General features: G+C 61.4%; 15 protein-coding genes. 12 read left to right on the plus strand and 3 right to left on the minus strand.

Annotated elements, in window-relative coordinates:
• Nucleotides 1-13: 13 nt before the first annotated feature.
• Nucleotides 14-1,645, minus strand: coding sequence for a Na+/H+ antiporter (locus OC71_RS19115; RefSeq protein WP_041072355.1), 1,632 nt, complete (start codon nucleotides 1,643-1,645; stop codon nucleotides 14-16).
• 293 nt (nucleotides 1,646-1,938) lie between these two features.
• Between OC71_RS19115 and OC71_RS19120 the strand changes: the two genes are divergently transcribed.
• The 4 genes from OC71_RS19120 (at nucleotide 1,939) to OC71_RS19135 (ending at nucleotide 5,062) form a co-directional block, all read left to right on the plus strand.
• Nucleotides 1,939-2,301 (plus strand): ArsC family reductase, encoded by a 363-nt coding sequence (locus OC71_RS19120; RefSeq protein WP_041072357.1) that lies wholly within the window; start codon nucleotides 1,939-1,941, stop codon nucleotides 2,299-2,301.
• Between the two features lie 32 nt (nucleotides 2,302-2,333).
• Nucleotides 2,334-3,368, plus strand: a complete 1,035-nt coding sequence (dapD, locus tag OC71_RS19125; protein ID WP_007954762.1) for a 2,3,4,5-tetrahydropyridine-2,6-dicarboxylate N-succinyltransferase — start codon at nucleotides 2,334-2,336, stop codon at nucleotides 3,366-3,368.
• 87 nt (nucleotides 3,369-3,455) lie between these two features.
• Nucleotides 3,456-4,661, plus strand: coding sequence for an aminotransferase class V-fold PLP-dependent enzyme (locus tag OC71_RS19130; RefSeq protein WP_041072359.1), 1,206 nt, complete (start codon nucleotides 3,456-3,458; stop codon nucleotides 4,659-4,661).
• The gene (locus OC71_RS19135; protein WP_041072360.1) at nucleotides 4,658-5,062 is read left to right on the plus strand and encodes a SufE family protein; all 405 of its coding nucleotides are present in this window, start codon (nucleotides 4,658-4,660) and stop codon (nucleotides 5,060-5,062) included. The genes OC71_RS19130 and OC71_RS19135 overlap by 4 nt, the downstream gene beginning before the upstream one ends.
• 116 nt (nucleotides 5,063-5,178) lie before the next feature.
• Here the strand turns inward: OC71_RS19135 and tcdA are convergent, their stop codons facing one another.
• Nucleotides 5,179-5,997, minus strand: coding sequence for a tRNA cyclic N6-threonylcarbamoyladenosine(37) synthase TcdA (gene tcdA, locus OC71_RS19140; protein ID WP_003222099.1), 819 nt, complete (start codon nucleotides 5,995-5,997; stop codon nucleotides 5,179-5,181).
• A gap of 381 nt (nucleotides 5,998-6,378) precedes the next feature.
• On the opposite strand from tcdA, the gene OC71_RS19145 reads away from it, so the two are divergent.
• From OC71_RS19145 to OC71_RS19160, 4 genes are all read left to right on the plus strand, one after another.
• On the plus strand, nucleotides 6,379-8,970 hold the full coding sequence (locus tag OC71_RS19145) for a glycosyltransferase (protein WP_041072363.1): 2,592 nt from the start codon (nucleotides 6,379-6,381) through the stop codon (nucleotides 8,968-8,970).
• Between the two features lie 238 nt (nucleotides 8,971-9,208).
• Entirely contained in the window at nucleotides 9,209-10,360 is a 1,152-nt protein-coding gene (gene dapE, locus OC71_RS19150) for a succinyl-diaminopimelate desuccinylase (protein WP_041072365.1), read from the plus strand.
• Nucleotides 10,360-11,169: a putative RNA methyltransferase gene (locus tag OC71_RS19155; protein WP_041072367.1), complete on the plus strand. Its 810-nt coding sequence runs from the start codon at nucleotides 10,360-10,362 to the stop codon at nucleotides 11,167-11,169. The genes dapE and OC71_RS19155 overlap by 1 nt, the downstream gene beginning before the upstream one ends.
• 75 nt (nucleotides 11,170-11,244) lie before the next feature.
• Nucleotides 11,245-11,622: a hypothetical protein gene (locus OC71_RS19160; RefSeq protein WP_007964251.1), complete on the plus strand. Its 378-nt coding sequence runs from the start codon at nucleotides 11,245-11,247 to the stop codon at nucleotides 11,620-11,622.
• Between the two features lie 137 nt (nucleotides 11,623-11,759).
• On the opposite strand, the gene OC71_RS19165 is transcribed toward OC71_RS19160, so the two are convergent.
• A complete protein-coding gene (locus OC71_RS19165) occupies nucleotides 11,760-11,969 on the minus strand; it encodes a cold shock domain-containing protein (protein WP_041072369.1) in 210 nt (69 codons plus the stop codon).
• Between the two features lie 237 nt (nucleotides 11,970-12,206).
• On the opposite strand from OC71_RS19165, the gene plsB reads away from it, so the two are divergent.
• From plsB to OC71_RS19185, 4 genes are all read left to right on the plus strand, one after another.
• Nucleotides 12,207-14,705, plus strand: coding sequence for a glycerol-3-phosphate 1-O-acyltransferase PlsB (plsB, locus tag OC71_RS19170; RefSeq protein ID WP_041072371.1), 2,499 nt, complete (start codon nucleotides 12,207-12,209; stop codon nucleotides 14,703-14,705).
• A 97-nt stretch (nucleotides 14,706-14,802) separates the two neighbouring features.
• Nucleotides 14,803-15,489 (plus strand): hypothetical protein, encoded by a 687-nt coding sequence (locus OC71_RS19175; protein WP_041072373.1) that lies wholly within the window; start codon nucleotides 14,803-14,805, stop codon nucleotides 15,487-15,489.
• A gap of 50 nt (nucleotides 15,490-15,539) precedes the next feature.
• Nucleotides 15,540-15,938, plus strand: coding sequence for a YbaY family lipoprotein (locus OC71_RS19180; RefSeq protein ID WP_003222082.1), 399 nt, complete (start codon nucleotides 15,540-15,542; stop codon nucleotides 15,936-15,938).
• Between the two features lie 21 nt (nucleotides 15,939-15,959).
• Nucleotides 15,960-16,649: a DUF4197 domain-containing protein gene (locus OC71_RS19185; RefSeq protein WP_041072375.1), complete on the plus strand. Its 690-nt coding sequence runs from the start codon at nucleotides 15,960-15,962 to the stop codon at nucleotides 16,647-16,649.
• The last annotated feature ends 239 nt before the right edge of the window (nucleotides 16,650-16,888 follow it).

Raw genomic sequence — 16,888 nt, forward strand, 5'->3', positions numbered from 1 at the left:
GGTCCGTATCGGACTATTTGACCTGCCCCAGATTTGCCTCGCTCAAATCAAGCTCGCTCAATACTTCTCTGAGCACATCATCACCAATCTGGTGATGACGGCTCAGGCTATACAACTCAAGGCGCTGCGCCCGCAGCGCCTTGAGTCGCAAACGGCGTTCCAGCAGATCCATCTGGAACGCCAGCGCCTGGGCTTCAGCCGAATCGTTGAACACTTCTAGCTGATGCCGGTACTCGGACATGATCCGCGCCTTGAGTTCGGCCGAGAGTGCTGCCTGAGCAGCATCCTGCGGCGCGACCTCTTCGGTTTCCAGCGCATGGATCGCCGCCTCGGCGGTCTTGCGCCAGGCATCGCGCACTTCCTGACGGCGCTTGTCGTCCGGACTTTTCTCGATGCCGCGCAGCAGCAATGGCAAAGCGATGCAGGCGCAAATCAGCGACAACAGAATCACCCCGGCGGCGATGAAAATCAGCAGATCGCGCTCGGGGAACGCCTCGGCCCCCATCAACATCGGCACCGACATCACACCGGCCAGCGTCACCGCACCGCGCACACCGCCGACGGTCAGCAGCCAGCAGGATCGCGCGGTCGGCACTTGCGTCAGGTCGCCCTTGCCGCGCAAACGGCGCAGCAGTACCGACAGGCGCCAGATGCTCTGCACCCAGATAAAGCGCAACAGCACCAGTGCGAGGAAGATCGCCACCACATCGAGGCCACGGTACAGCAGCGTCGGCCACAACGTCGGCTCGTGGCTGACCACCGCTTTGATGATGTCCGGCAATTGCAGGCCCAGCAGCAGAAAGATCAGACCGTTGAAGGCAAATTCGAGCAATGACCAGACGCTACGGTTGAGCAAGCGAGTGCTGGTCTGTCGTGGCAACAGATCGAGCCAGCTCTGCATCATCCCCGCCGCCACCGCCGACAGGATGCCCGAAGCGCCCAACCGCTCGGCCAGCACATAAGCCGCGAACGGCAGCAGCAACATGAACACCACGTGGGTGGCCGGATCGTCCCAGCCCCGGGCGATCATCCACGCGCGCAAACGCCCGACCAGCCAGCTCAGCACCACGCCGACGGCCAAGCCTCCGACCGCCACCAGCACGAAGGTCAGGCTGGCATTGGCCAGTGAGAACACTCCGGTGACCGCCGCAACCAGGGCAAACTTGAACGTCACCAGACCCGAGGCATCGTTCATCAAGGCTTCGCCCTGCAGTATGTGCATCAGCGGCGTCGGCAAACGGTTCTGCGAGATCGCCGACACCGCCACGGCGTCGGTCGGCGACAGCACAGCGGCCAGCGCGAAGGCCACCGGTAGTGGAATTGTCGGCAACAGCCAGTGAATGAAGTACCCGGCACCGACCACGGTAAACAGCACCAGGCCGACCGCCAGCGTCAGGATCGGCCCACGCAAATGCCAGAACTCGCGTTTGGGCATCCGCCAGCCATCGGAGAACAGCAGCGGCGGCAGGAACAGAAACAGGAACAGCTCCGGATCCAGCGCTACGTGCAGGCCCAATGTCGGCCAGGCCAGCAAGGCACCGGCGGCGATTTGCACCAGGGGCAGCGGCAGCGGGATGACCCGTCCGACCAGCCGCGAGACGCTGACCAGCATCAGCAGGATCAGGACGGTATAAGCGGTTTGCATAAAGCGGAAATCTCAGACAATCGACAGCGTTGAACGGTCATATTAGCCGCTCAGGATACGTCTGACCGTTGCACCTATGTCGCACGCCCGCAACGCCATTCCAGTGTGGGAGCGAGCTTGCTCGCGAATACGGTGTGTCATTAACAGAGATTTTGACTGACACGGCCCCTTCGCGAGCAAGCTCGCTCCCACAGGGTTTTGCATTGCCAAATGAAGCCGGGCGCCGCGAAACGCGTTGGCCATGGCATAATCCGACACCATTTTTTTCCAGCACCTGTAAAGGGGGCGATTCCTTGACCGTTTCAAGTAAAACGTTGCACCTTTTCGGCATCAAAGCCTGCGACACCATGAAGAAGGCGCGCACCTGGCTCGATGAACACGCTGTCAGCTACGACTTTCACGACTACAAAACCGCCGGCATCGACCGTGAGCACCTGACTCAATGGTGCAACGAGCACGGCTGGCAAACGGTGTTGAACCGTGCCGGCACGACCTTTCGCAAACTCGACGACGAACGTAAAGCCGATCTCGACCAGTCGAAAGCCATCGAACTGATGCTCGCGCAGCCCTCGATGATCAAGCGCCCGGTGCTTGATCTCGGTGATCGAACCCTGATTGGCTTCAAGCCAGACATCTACGCGGCCGCACTCAAGTAAGCAGCCCGTCACTTATTGCTAGAGGTATTCACATGTCCAACTCTCTGTTCAGCATCGCCTTTGGTGTCGGCACGCAAAACCGTCAAGGTGCCTGGCTGGAAGTGTTCTACGCCCAGCCACTGCTCAACCCGTCGGCCGAACTGGTCGCTGCCGTTGCGCCGATCCTCGGCTACACCGAAGGCAACCAGGCCATCACCTTCACCACCGCGCAGGCTGCGCAACTGGCTGAAGCGGTCAAAGGCATCGACGCCGTTCAAGGCAAACTGCTGACCCGTCTGGCCGAAAGCCACAAGCCGCTGGTCGCCACCCTGCTGGCCGAAGACGCACAGCTGACCTCGACGCCAGAGGCGTACCTGAAGCTGCACCTGCTGTCCCATCGTCTGGTCAAGCCGCACGGCGTGAGCCTGGCCGGGATCTTCCCGCTGCTGCCGAACGTGGCCTGGACCAGCCAGGGTGCGATCGACCTGAGCGAACTGGCCGAGCTGCAACTCGAAGCCCGCCTGCGCGGCGAGCTGCTGGAAGTGTTCTCGGTGGACAAGTTCCCGAAAATGACCGACTACGTGGTGCCGGCCGGCGTGCGTATCGCTGACGCCGCTCGTCTGCGTCTGGGTGCGTACGTGGGCGAAGGCACCACCGTGATGCACGAAGGCTTCATCAACTTCAACGCCGGCACCGAAGGCCCGGGCATGATCGAAGGCCGCGTTTCCGCTGGCGTATTCGTCGGCAAGGGCTCGGACCTGGGCGGCGGCTGCTCGACCATGGGCACTTTGTCGGGCGGCGGCAACATCGTGATCAAGGTGGGCGAAGGCTGCCTGATCGGCGCCAACGCCGGTATCGGTATTCCGTTGGGCGACCGCAACACCGTCGAGTCGGGCCTGTACGTGACCGCCGGCACCAAGGTCGCGCTGCTGGACGAGCACAACAACCTGGTCAAGGTTGTGAAGGCGCGCGAGCTGGCCGGTCAGACCGACCTGCTGTTCCGTCGCAACTCGGAAACCGGTGCCGTGGAATGCAAGACCCACAAATCGGCGATCGAGCTGAACGAAGCGCTGCACGCGCACAACTAAGCAGCCGTACGATCCACCTGTGGGAGCGAGCAAGCTCGCTCCCACAAGGTTCGATGTACCCCCGCCCAAGTTCACAGGGCTGAACCTATGATGATTCCCTCCCCCTGGCGTGCCGACTTTCCGGCCATCGCCGCCCTGCAACGGCAAGACCAGACCTATCTGGACAACGCCGCCACCACGCAAAAACCCCAGGCCCTGCTTGACGCACTGACGCATTACTACGCCAACGGCGCGGCCAATGTGCATCGTGCGCAGCATCTGCCCGGCGCCCACGCCACACAGGCGTTCGAAGACAGTCGGCTCAAGGTTGCCCAGTGGCTGAATGCCGGTGACAGCGGGCAGATCATCTTCACCCACGGCGCCACCAGCGCGCTGAATCTCCTGGCTTACGGCCTGGAACATCTTTTCCACCCGGGCGATGAAATTGTCATCAGCGCCCTGGAGCATCACGCCAACCTGCTGCCGTGGCAGCAACTGGCGCAGCGTCGCGAGCTGAAACTGGTGATCCTGCCACTGGACGAAGACGGGGTGATCGACCTCGCTGCTGCCGTTCACCTGATCGGTCCACGCACTCGCTTGCTGGCGATCAGTCAGCTGTCCAACGTGCTCGGTGCCTGGCAACCGCTGCCGGCGCTGCTGGCGATGGCCAAGGCGCACAACGCGCTGACCGTGGTCGATGGCGCCCAGGGTGTGGTGCATGGTCGCCACGACGTGCAGGCGCTGGGTTGCGACTTCTATGTGTTTTCCAGCCACAAGCTGTACGGCCCCGATGGCCTCGGCGTGCTGTTCGGGCGCAACAAGGCGCTTGAGCAACTGCAGCCCTGGCAGTTCGGCGGCGAAATGGTGCTGGAAGCCAATTATCACGATTCACGCTTCCGCCCTGCCCCGCTGGGGTTCGAGGCGGGCACGCCGCCGATCGCCAGCGTGATTGGCCTCGGTGCCACGCTCGATTATCTGGCCGGGCTGGATCAGGACGCGGTGTCCGCTCACGAAGCGGCGCTGCACGCCTATCTGCTGCAAGGCCTGGCCGCGCGTAACGGCATTCGCCTGCTCGGCAAGCCGCAACTGGCGCTGGCCAGTTTTGTCGTCGAGGGTGTGCACAACGCCGATCTGGCGCACCTGCTCACCGAGCAAGGCATCGCCGTGCGCGCCGGGCATCACTGCGCCATGCCGTTGCTGAAAAGCTTTGAGCTGGCCGGTGCTATTCGTGTGTCGCTGGCGCTGTACAACGATTCGGAGGATCTGGAGCGTTTCTTTGACGCGCTGGATCAGGCCCTGGAGTTGCTGCGATGAACCTGCCGCTCGCCGCCGCCGAAGCGCTGCAGACCTTTCACAATGCCGCCGGTTGGGAACAACGCGCGCGGTTGCTGATGCAGTTTGGCGATCGTCTGCCGCCGCTGAGCGACGCGGACAAATGCGAAGCCAATCGGGTGCATGGCTGTGAGAGTCAAATGTGGCTGGTGGGGGAATTGCAGGACGGCCACTGGCAGTTCAGCGCTGCCAGCGATGCGCGGATGATTCGTGGGTTGGTGGCGTTGTTGCTGTTGCGGGTCAACGGTTTGAGCGCTGTCGAGTTGCAGCAGGTGGATTTGCCGGACTGGTTCAATCAGCTGGGACTGTCGCGGCAGTTGTCGCCGTCGCGCAGTAATGGCTTGAATGCCGTGCTCCAGCGGATGAATGAGTTGGCCGGTTAATCGCCATCGCTGGCAAGCCAGCTCCCACAGGGTTCGATGGTGTTCATAGATGCGGTGAACTTACCCAATAACTGTGGGAGCTGGCTTGCCAGCGATGAGGTCATCAGCCTCACAGATCAAACCTGAGGTTTTACTCGGTCAGCCGGCCGCCGCACACCCGCCACAATCTTGTCCACCGCCTTGGTCGCCGCGACCATGCCGAACGTCGCCGTGACCATCATCACCGCGCCAAACCCGCCGGCGCAGTCGAGCTTCACCCCGTCGCCGACAAAACTCTTCTGCAAACAGATGCTGCCGTCCGGTTTCGGATAGCGCAGTTGTTCGGTGGAGAACACACACGGCACGCTGTAATGGCGAGTCACGGTACGCGAGAAGCCATAGTCGCGACGCAACGTCGAACGCACTTTCGAGGCCAGTGGATCGTTGAATGTGCGGTTGAGGTCGCAGACCTGAATCAGCGTCGGATCGATCTGTCCGCCAGCACCGCCGGTGGTGATGATCTGGATCTTGCGCCGCTTGCACCAAGCGATCAGCGCAGCCTTGGCGTTGACGGCGTCGATGCAGTCGATCACGCAGTCGATGTTCGGTGTGATGTACTCGGCCATGGTGTCGCGGGTGACGAAATCCGCCACCGCGTGCACCGTGCAGTCCGGGTTGATCCCGCGCAGACGCTCGGCCATCACCTCGACCTTGGGTTTGCCGACGGTGCTGTCCAGCGCGTGCAACTGGCGGTTGGCGTTGCTGACGCAGACGTCGTCGAGGTCGAACAGCGAAATCTCACCCACGCCACAGCGGGCCATGGCTTCCGCCGCCCAGGAACCGACGCCACCGACGCCGACAATCGCCACATGGGCCGCACGCAGGCGCTCAAGGCCCTCGATGCCATACAAACGGGCGATGCCTGCAAACCGCGGATCTTCTGTACTCATGACCATTACCCCAAAAACCGGCGCGCATTATAGGGCCGTCGGCGGCCAAGAACATCTTTGACGCTATGAACGGTGAACGCCGCCGTTTTGCGCAACCCTTGTGGCGAGGGAGCTTGCTCCCGCCGGGTCGCGAAGCGGCCCTTGAAAAGCGGACTGCTTCGCAGTCCAGCGGGAGCAAGCTCCCTCGCCACCGGGAATTGCTATAACTGAATAACAAAGTTTTCTCTTACAAGCTGTTACTAAAGAACTTAAATCAGGTTGGACTGCCCAATGTCGGGCATTTCCCTGTCCGGTGTACGAGCAGTGAACTGCCGGTGTAGGATTCGCGCCCTTTTGGCGCTTGCCAACCGTTCCTTCGTTCCACAGCCTTTGGAACCCGAAATAGCTATGTCATCGCGTAAATTTGGTCTCAACCTGGTGGTGGTTCTGGCAATCGCCGCCCTGTTCACCGGTTTCTGGGCGCTGATCAACCGCCCGGTCTCCGCGCCCAACTGGCCGGAGCAGATCTCCGGTTTCTCTTATTCGCCATTCCAGCAGGGCCAATTCCCGCAGAAGGATCAGTATCCGACTGACGATGAAATGCGCCGTGATCTGGAGATCATGAGCAAGCTGACGGACAACATCCGCATCTACTCGGTCGACGGTTCGCTGCAGGACATCCCGAAACTGGCGGAAGAGTTTGGTCTGCGCGTGACCCTCGGGATCTGGATCAGCCCCGATCAGGAACGCAACGAGCGCGAGATCCAGCGCGCCATCGAACTGGCCAACACCTCGCGCAGCGTGGTGCGGGTGGTGGTCGGTAACGAGGCGATTTTCCGCAAGGAAATCACCGCCGAACAACTGAGCGTGCTGCTGGATCGCGTGCGCGCAGCGGTGAAAGTGCCGGTGACCACCTCCGAGCAATGGCACGTCTGGGAAGAACACCCGGAACTGGCCAAACACGTCGACCTGATCGCTGCGCACGTGCTGCCTTACTGGGAATTCATTCCAGTGGACAAGGCCGGGCAGTTTGTCTTCGACCGCGCCCGCGACCTGAAAAAGCTGTTCCCGAAAAAACCGTTGCTGCTGTCCGAAGTCGGCTGGCCGAGCAACGGGCGCATGCGCGGTGGCGCCGATGCGTCGCCGGCGGATCAGGCGATCTACCTGCGCACGCTGGTCAACAAACTCAACCGTCAGGGCTTCAACTACTTCGTGATTGAAGCCTTCGACCAGCCGTGGAAGGCCAGTGACGAAGGTTCGGTCGGCGCCTACTGGGGCGTGTTCAACGCTGCGCGCCAGCAGAAATTCAACTTCGAAGGCCCGGTCGTCGCCATCCCGCAATGGCGCGTGCTGGCCATCGGTTCGGTGGTGCTGGCGCTGTTGTCGCTGACCCTGCTGATGATCGACGGCTCGGCCCTGCGCCAGCGTGGCCGCACCTTCCTGACCTTTATCGCGTTCCTTTGCGGTTCGGTGCTGGTGTGGATCGGCTACGACTACAGCCAGCAATACAGTACGTGGTTCAGCCTGACGGTGGGTTTCCTCCTGGCGTTGGGTGCGCTCGGGGTGTTCATCGTGTTGCTGACCGAAGCGCATGAACTGGCCGAAGCCGTGTGGATTCACAAGCGTCGGCGGGAATTCCTGCCGGTGATCGGTGATTCGGACTACCGGCCGAAAGTCTCGATCCACGTGCCTTGCTACAACGAGCCGCCGGACATGGTCAAACAGACCCTCGACGCCCTCGCGGCCCTCGATTACCCGGACTATGAAGTCCTGATCATCGACAACAACACCAAGGACCCGGCAGTCTGGGAACCGGTGCGCGACTACTGCCAGACCCTCGGCCCGCGCTTCAAGTTCTTCCACGTCTCGCCCCTGGCCGGTTTCAAGGGTGGCGCGCTGAACTACCTGATTCCGCACACCGCCAAGGACGCCGAAGTGATCGCGGTGATCGACTCCGACTACTGCGTACACCCGAACTGGCTCAAGCACATGGTGCCGCACTTCGCCGACCCGAAAATCGCCGTGGTGCAGTCGCCGCAGGATTACCGCGACCAGAACGAAAGCACCTTCAAGAAGCTCTGCTATGCCGAATACAAAGGCTTCTTCCACATCGGCATGGTCACCCGTAACGACCGCGACGCGATCATCCAGCACGGCACCATGACCATGACCCGGCGTTCGGTTCTGGAAGAGCTGGGCTGGGCCGACTGGTGCATTTGTGAAGACGCCGAACTCGGTCTGCGCGTGTTCGAAAAAGGCCTGTCGGCGGCGTATTACCACGACAGCTACGGCAAGGGTCTGATGCCGGACACCTTCATCGACTTCAAGAAGCAGCGTTTCCGCTGGGCCTACGGCGCGATCCAGATCATCAAGCGCCACACCCGCAGCCTGCTGCGCGGCAAGGACACCGAGCTGACCCGTGGCCAGCGTTACCACTTCCTTGCGGGCTGGCTGCCGTGGGTGGCGGACGGCATGAACATTTTCTTCACCGTCGGCGCGCTGTTGTGGTCGGCGGCGATGATCATCGTGCCGCAGCGGGTCGATCCGCCGCTGCTGATTTTCGCCATCCCGCCGCTGGCGCTGTTCGTGTTCAAGGTCGGTAAGATCATCTTCCTCTACCGTCGCGCCGTCGGCGTGAACCTCAAGGATGCGTTCTGCGCGGCATTGGCCGGGCTGGCGTTGTCGCACACCATCGCCAAAGCGGTGCTGTACGGCTTCTTCACCAGCAGCATTCCGTTCTTCCGCACACCGAAAAACGCCGACAACCACGGCTTCTGGGTGGCGATTTCCGAAGCGCGGGAAGAGCTGTTCATCATGCTGCTGTTGTGGGGCGCGGCGCTGGGGATTTACCTGGTGCAAGGCATTCCGAGCAACGACATGCGCTTCTGGGTGGCGATGCTGCTGGTGCAGTCGCTGCCGTACGTTGCGGCGCTGATCATGGCGTTCCTCTCGTCGCTGCCAAAACCGGCGGCGGAGCCTGAACCGGCGCCTGTCGTCTAATTCCTCTTTGATCCACTAAACGGCGGCCAATGGTCGCCGTTTTGCTTTAAGATAACCGCCATTTTGCGAGGCTTGGCGTGATACGCGGTGTAACCGACCGAACCCAATCCCTGTGGGAGCGAGCTTGCTCGCGAAGGCTTTGTAACATTCAACCCTTATGTTGCCTGATATACCGCTTTCGCGAGCAAGCTCGCTCCCACAGTGGCCCCAGCCCAATTTCAAGCTCCCGGAGTTTTCCATGACGGCCCACGCCGACCTTTCGCCGACCCTCCAACTCGCCATCGACCTGATCCGCCGTCCGTCCGTGACGCCGGTCGACGCCGATTGCCAGAAGCAGATGATGCAGCGCCTGGGCGATGCCGGTTTCACCCTCGAGCCGATGCGCATCGAAGATGTGGACAACTTCTGGGCCACCCACGGCAACGACGACGGCCCGGTGCTGTGCTTCGCCGGCCACACCGACGTGGTGCCGACCGGTCCGGTGACTGCCTGGCAGATCGACCCGTTCAACGCGGTGATCGATGAACACGGCATGCTCTGTGGCCGTGGCGCAGCGGACATGAAAGGCAGCCTGGCGTCGATGACCGTCGCCGCCGAGCGTTTCGTTGCCGACTACCCGAATCACAAGGGCAAGGTCGCGTTCCTCATCACCAGCGACGAAGAAGGCCCGGCGCACCATGGCACCAAAGCGGTGGTTGAACGTCTGGTGGCGCGCAAGGAACGTCTGGACTGGTGCATCGTCGGCGAACCGTCGAGCACCACACTGGTCGGTGACGTGGTGAAAAACGGGCGTCGCGGCTCGCTGGGCGCCAAGCTGACCGTGCGCGGCGTGCAGGGTCACGTGGCCTACCCGCATCTGGCGAAGAACCCGATCCACCTCGCGGCTCCGGCGCTGGCCGAGCTGGCTGCCGAGCATTGGGATCACGGCAACGATTTCTTCCCGCCGACCAGTTTCCAGATTTCCAACCTCAACTCCGGCACCGGCGCGACCAACGTGATTCCGGGTGATCTGGTGGCGGTGTTCAACTTCCGCTTCTCCACCGAATCCACCGTCGAAGGCCTGCAGAAACGCGTGGCCGACATCCTCGACAAACACAATCTGGATTGGCACATCGACTGGGCGCTGTCCGGCCTGCCGTTCCTCACCGAGCCGGGCGCGCTGCTTGACGCGGTGTCGTCGAGCATCAAGGACATCACCGGCCGCGAGACCCACGCGTCGACCAGCGGCGGGACTTCCGATGGCCGTTTCATCGCGACCATGGGTACGCAAGTGGTTGAGCTGGGGCCGGTCAACGCGACCATTCACCAGGTCAACGAGCGTGTGCTGGCGGCCGATCTCGACGTGTTGACCGAGATTTACTACCAGACCCTGATCAAGTTGCTCGCCTGATGCTCGCGTGCCCGATCTGCAGTGAACCGCTCAGCAGCGTGGACAACGGCGTGGTCTGCCCCGCCGGCCACCGCTTCGACCGCGCGCGTCAGGGCTACCTGAACCTGTTGCCGGTGCAGCACAAGAATAGTCGCGACCCTGGCGACAATCAGGCGATGGTCGAGGCGCGCCGCGACTTCCTGAACGCCGGGCATTACGCCCCGGTGGCCAAGCGTCTGGCAGAACTGGCGGCGAGTTATGCGCCAGCGCGCTGGGTCGATATCGGCTGTGGCGAGGGTTACTACACCGCACAGATCGCCGAGGCCCTGCCGGACGCCGATGGCTACGCACTGGACATCTCCCGCGAGGCGGTGAAACGCGCCTGCAAGCGCAACCCGGCGCTCACCTGGTTGATCGCCAGCATGGCCCGTGTGCCATTGGCGTCGGGCAGTTGCCAATTTCTCGCCAGCGTTTTCAGTCCGCTGGACTGGGCAGAAGCCAAACGCCTGCTCAGCGTCGGCGGCGGTCTGATGAAGGTCGGCCCGACCAGCGGCCACCTGATGGAACTGCGCGAACGTCTGTACGACGAAGTGCGCGAATACACCGACGACAAGCATCTGGCCCTGGTGCCGGAAGGCATGGCGCTGGCGCACAGCGAAACTCTGGAATTCAAACTGACGCTGGACAAGCCCGAGGATCGCGCCAACCTGCTGGCGATGACACCCCACGGCTGGCGCGCCAGTGCCGAACGCCGCGCCGCCGTGATCGAACAGCCCGAGCCGTTCGTGACCACCGTGTCGATGCGCTACGATTATTTCGTTCTTCAATAACTTTTGGTCTCGGGCAAGTGCCCGGGGCCGGCTAAATCCGCGAATGGATTTTTCAGACCCGCAGTGAGGACATCCATGCGCCAACCGGATATCGAGATTTACCTGAAAGACGCCGACGTCGACCACAAGGCGATTTCCGCCTGGCTCGGTGAGGCTCTGGGCCCGTGCAGCGACTGGGTACAGAAAGGCCAGACCTACAAGTGCAAGGCCGGCAACATCCCGGTGACGTGGCTGCCGAAGGCCGTGGGCAAATGGAACAGCCTGTACCTGGAAAGCGACGCGACGCCTTGGGACGACGACATCGCCTGCGCCCGTGCAGCCTTTGCCGCGCTGAACGTGGAAGTGCGTTGCGCACCGGGCACGTGGGTCGAGGAAGAAGGTGAGGAAACGGCGGATCGCTGGATTCGCATCAGCGCCGACGGTGAAGAAGAAATCACCTGGAAAACGGCATAACAAAGCCGTACACAAAATCTGTGGGAGCGGGCTTGCCCGCGAAGGCGGCGGCACATCCAAAATAGAGGTGGCTGACAAACCGCTTTCGCGGGCAAGCCCGCTCCCACAGTGTTTTCCGAGTATCCGAAGAGTGCGGTTTACAATCCGACCACGTCTTCAGCCTGCAACCCCTTCTGCCCTTCCACCACCGCATATTCAACCTGCTGACCTTCAGTCAGCGAGCGATGCCCTTCGCCGCGAATCGCGCGGTAGTGCACGAACACGTCCACCCCGTCGTCGCGCTGAATGAAGCCGTAGCCCTTGGCGTCGTTGAACCACTTCACATTGCCGGTTTCACGTGTTGCCATCTGTTCATACTCCTTTTTTATTATTGAACAGGCTTTTCGCAGGAAAGCCTTTGCGGAACGTCAGCCTGCGCCCGACGTCCATAAAGGGCCCCGGCGACAGATTGCCGAGTATATGACAGGCGCAAAAACTCTCAACAGGAGATTACTTCGCCGCTTTTTTGCCGATTTTCGATGAATCCGGCAAACTGTCGACCGCCCGAGCAAACGCTCGGTTTTATTCACTCACGCAGAAGCCGTATGACCCGTTCCCCGTTCCGCCGTCTTGTGTTTGGCACCTTGCGCCGATTGTTGTACCTCTGGGTTCGCTCCGAGACGATCAACCAGTCGTCGCTCACCCTCAACCTCGACCGCAGTCGTCCGGTGTTCTACGTCCTGCAAAACCCATCGCTGACTGATCTGGCGGTGGTCGACACCGAGTGCACCAAGGCCGGTCTGCCGCGTCCGGTGCTGCCGGTGTCGGTGGGACCGTTGATCGAACCGGCGGCGTTTTTCTACCTGACGCCGGACCCGGACTGGCTCGGCCGTCAGGACAAGCGCGGGGCACCGCCGACCCTGACCCGTCTGGTCAGCGCCCTGACGCAGAACGCCGCCGAAGACGCGCAGATCATTCCGGTCAGCGTGTTCTGGGGCCAGTCGCCGGACAGCGAAAACAGTCCGTGGAAGTTGCTGTTCGCCGACAGCTGGGCCGTCACCGGGCGTCTGCGCCGACTGCTGAGCATCATCGTTCTGGGACGCAAGACCCGTGTGCAGTTCTCCGCGCCGATTCACCTGCGCGAACTGATCGAGCACAACAAGGGCCACGAACGCACCGTACGCATGGCCCAGCGCATCCTGCGCGTGCACTTCCGCAACCTGAAGGCGGCAGTGATCGGCCCGGACATTTCCCACCGGCGCAATCTGGTCAAGGGTCTGCTCAATCAGCCACTGGTCAAGCAGGCGATCGTCGACGAAGCCGAACGCGAGAACATTTCCCTGGAAAAAGCCAAGGCCCAGGCCCTGCGCTACGGCAACGAGATCGCCTCGGACTACACCTACACCGCGATCCGTTTCCTCGAAGTGGTGCTGAGCTGGTTCTGGAACAAGATCTACGACGGGATCAAGGTCAACCACATCGAAGGCGTGCAGAAGGTCGCCCAGGGTCACGAAGTGATCTACGTGCCGTGCCACCGCAGCCACATCGACTACCTGCTGCTGTCGTACCTGCTGTTTCGCAACGGCCTGACCCCGCCGCACATTGCCGCCGGGATCAACCTGAACATGCCAGTGATCGGCAGCCTGCTGCGCCGTGGTGGCGCGTTCTTCATGCGCCGTACGTTCAAGGGCAATCCGCTGTACACCTCGGTGTTCAACGAATACCTGCACACCCTGTTCACCAAAGGTTTCCCGGTCGAGTACTTCGTCGAGGGCGGCCGCTCGCGCACCGGGCGCATGCTGCAACCGAAGACCGGCATGCTCGCGATCACGATGCGCAGCTTCCTGCGTTCATCGCGGATGCCGATCGTCTTCGTGCCGGTGTACATCGGTTACGAGCGCGTGCTGGAAGGTCGCACCTACCTCGGCGAATTGCGTGGCGCGAGCAAGAAGAAAGAGTCGATCTTCGACATCTTCAAAGTCATCGGCGCGCTCAAGCAGCGCTTCGGTCAGGTCGCGGTGAACTTCGGCGAACCGATCAAACTTGCAGAGTTCCTCGACAGCGAACAGCCAGACTGGCGCCAGCAGGAACTCGGCCCGCAGTACAAACCGGCCTGGCTCAACGAAACCACCAACCGCCTCGGCGAGAAAGTCGCGCAGCACCTGAACGAAGCGGCGGCAATTAACCCGGTCAATCTGGTGGCGCTGGCGCTGCTCTCGACCACCCGCCTGGCGCTGGACGATCGGGCCATGGCGCGGGTGCTGGATCTGTATCTGGCGCTGCTGCGCAAAGTCCCTTACTCGCCGCACACCACGTTGCCCGAAGGCGACGGTCGCGCGCTGATCGAGCATGTGAAGGACATGGACCTGCTGTCCGAGCAGAACGATGCGCTGGGCAAGATTCTGTATCTGGACGAGCAGAACGCCGTCCTGATGACCTACTACCGCAACAACGTGCTGCACATCTTCGCCTTGCCAGCGCTGCTGGCGAGCTTCTTCCAGAGCACTTCGCGCATGAGCCGCGAGCAGATCCTGCGCTACACCCGCGCGCTGTATCCGTACTTGCAGTCGGAGCTGTTCATCCGCTGGAGCCTGGAGGAACTGGACGCGGTAATCGATCAATGGCTGGAAGCGTTCGTCGAGCAAGGCCTGCTGCGTTTCGAAAAGGACGTGTACCTGCGACCCGCTCCAAGTTCGCGGCACTTTGTGCTGCTGACCCTGCTGTCGAAAAGCATCGCGCAGACCCTGCAGCGCTTCTACATGACCGTCTCGCTGCTGCTCAACGCCGGGCAGAACAGCATCAGCGCCGAAGAGCTGGAAGACCTGTGCACGGTCATGGCCCAGCGCCTGTCGATCCTGCACGGCCTGAATGCCCCGGAGTTCTTCGACAAGAGCCTGTTCCGTCATTTCATCCAGACGATGCTCGACCTCGACGTCCTGCGCCGCGACGAAGCCGGCAAGTTGAGCTACCACGAACTGCTCGGCGAACTGGCGGAGGGCGCGGCCAAACGCGTGTTGCCGGCGGAGATTCGTCTGTCGATTCGTCAAGTGGCCCTGCATCGCAGTGAAGATGCCGCGGAAACGGCAGTGACACCGCAAGTCTGAAACTTGTCGACAACTAACGGGGTACCACTCGGGTTCCCCCGTTAGTTGATCCGTGAATTAATAGGCTCTTTAAAATAATCACGATAAGGATATCGAGATGAGCCTGTTACAAGATCCCGCTTCGGCAGTGACTTTAAACTTCAGCCTGCCTGCAGCCTTTCAAATCCCCTTCGACGGTGAACATGAAACCATTGTCAGTATCGAGGTGGTTAATCCGAAGTTGGCGACGCCCGCCAGGGAACAGCGCTTCGCGAGACTGTTCGAAGGCGACTGGAAGTTCGAGTTTGCCCATTCCCATACCAATATCGGCGTGAAGTACCGGATTACCGTGCGGATGTTCCACAACCGCCAACCCCTGCTGCTTGATCAGGAACACTTTGTTATCGTCAACACGCTGCCTCATCGCCAGACTGTGCACTTGAGCCCGATCGGGCTGTTGTATGTTGAAGTTCAAGAGCCGGAAAGTTTCCCGACCGAAGAAGCGGTCACTATCAGCCTGCATGAAGCCGACAGCCCTGAAGTTGAACTGGTGCGCGTCAGCCATGACGAACAGACCGCGACTTCGTTCTATCTGCGATACGACCCGGCCAGCGTTACTCCCGGCAAACGTTATGCACTCAGCGGCATCGAAAATCGCTACCACCAGCGTATTCCGGTCAGTCCCGGTCGAATAGAACTGTGCCCGCCGCCACGCGAACAACGCGGGTGGTTCATGCAGACACTGGCGCAGTGGATGGAAAAACCCTTACGTTTGTTCACTGACGCTGAAAGCAAAATCCGCTAGATTTCCATCGGCGCCGGGATTCTTCCGGCGCACCTGCCTCAGAGGTCCCGATGAAAAAACTCACCCTTCTCGCCGCAGCCACCCTGTTGAGCGCCTGCCAGTCGACCACCCCCGCCGGCAAAGTCGGCCTCGACGGTGAAGTGTTCTACCTGCAACGCATCGCCCTGCCACCGAGCGCGACGTTGAGCGTGAGCCTGCAGGACGTATCGCTGGCCGACGCCCCAGCGGTGGTCCTCGACGAGCAGAAAGGCCCGGTCAAAGGCCAGGTGCCGCTGCCGTTCCACTTGAGTTACGATCCGGCCCAGGTCAAACCCGGCCACCGCTACTCGGTCAGCGCGCGCATCGAAGTCAACGGCGAGCTGATGTTCATCACCACCGAGAACCACGCCGTGCAACTGGACGGCAACGATCCGCAGCCGCTGAAAATCCGCGTCGACGCCATTCGCTAATTGTCTTTCAAGGAAGCTGCCATGCTCCGCCCTACCCTTCGCTTCGCCAGCCTGTGCGCGGGCCTGATGATCTCTGCCAGCGCCCTGGCACTGTCGCTCAGCGACCTCTCGCAACAAGACGCCACCGGCGGCCTCAAGGACGCCCTGACCCAAGGCGCACAAATCGCCGTCAAACAACTCGGCACCCCGGGCGGCTTCAGCAACAACCCGGAAGTGAAAATCGAACTGCCGGGCAAACTCGGCAAAGTCGCCGGCAAGATGAAAGCCTTCGGCATGGGCGCCCAGGTCGACGAACTCGAAACCGCCATGAACAAAGCCGCCGAAAGCGCCGTGACCCAGGCCCAGCCGATCCTCGTCGACGCCGTGAAGAAAATGACCGTGGCCGACGCCAAAGGCATCCTCAGCGGCGGCACCGACTCGGCCACCCAATACCTGGACAAAACCAGCCGCGAACAGATCCGCGCCAAATTCCTGCCCATCGTCAAACAAGCCACCGACAAAGTCGGCGTAGCGCAAAAGTACAACGCCTTCGCCGGCCAGGCCGCGACCTTGGGCGTGGTGGATGCGAAAAGCGCCAACGTCGAAAACTACGTCACCGAACAAGCGCTCAATGGCCTGTTCGAAATGATCGGCAAACAGGAAGAAACCATCCGCAAGAATCCGGCGGCTGCAGCGACCGGTCTGGCGAAGAAAGTGTTCGGCACCTTGTAATTTTTGTCGCTGCACGAAAAAGCCCGCTGAACCGGTGAAGGTCAGCGGGCTTTTTATTGCGAGTCAGCCTTGCGGATCGACTTGATCGAGGAGGCGGTTTACCGAGGGCGTCGTGGAGCTTGCGCGAGTCGAGGAAGGCGTAAGGTGCAGGGTCGCTTGGACATTCTGGTTCGGATTCGGGGGGGGGGGGGAACAGAGTGGAACGCCTGACTGTTCGAGTGGAGTAACCACCATCACTT

The sequence above is a fragment of the Pseudomonas sp. W15Feb9B genome (genome assembly GCF_000828175.1).
GTDB lineage: Bacteria > Pseudomonadota > Gammaproteobacteria > Pseudomonadales > Pseudomonadaceae > Aquipseudomonas > Aquipseudomonas parakoreensis.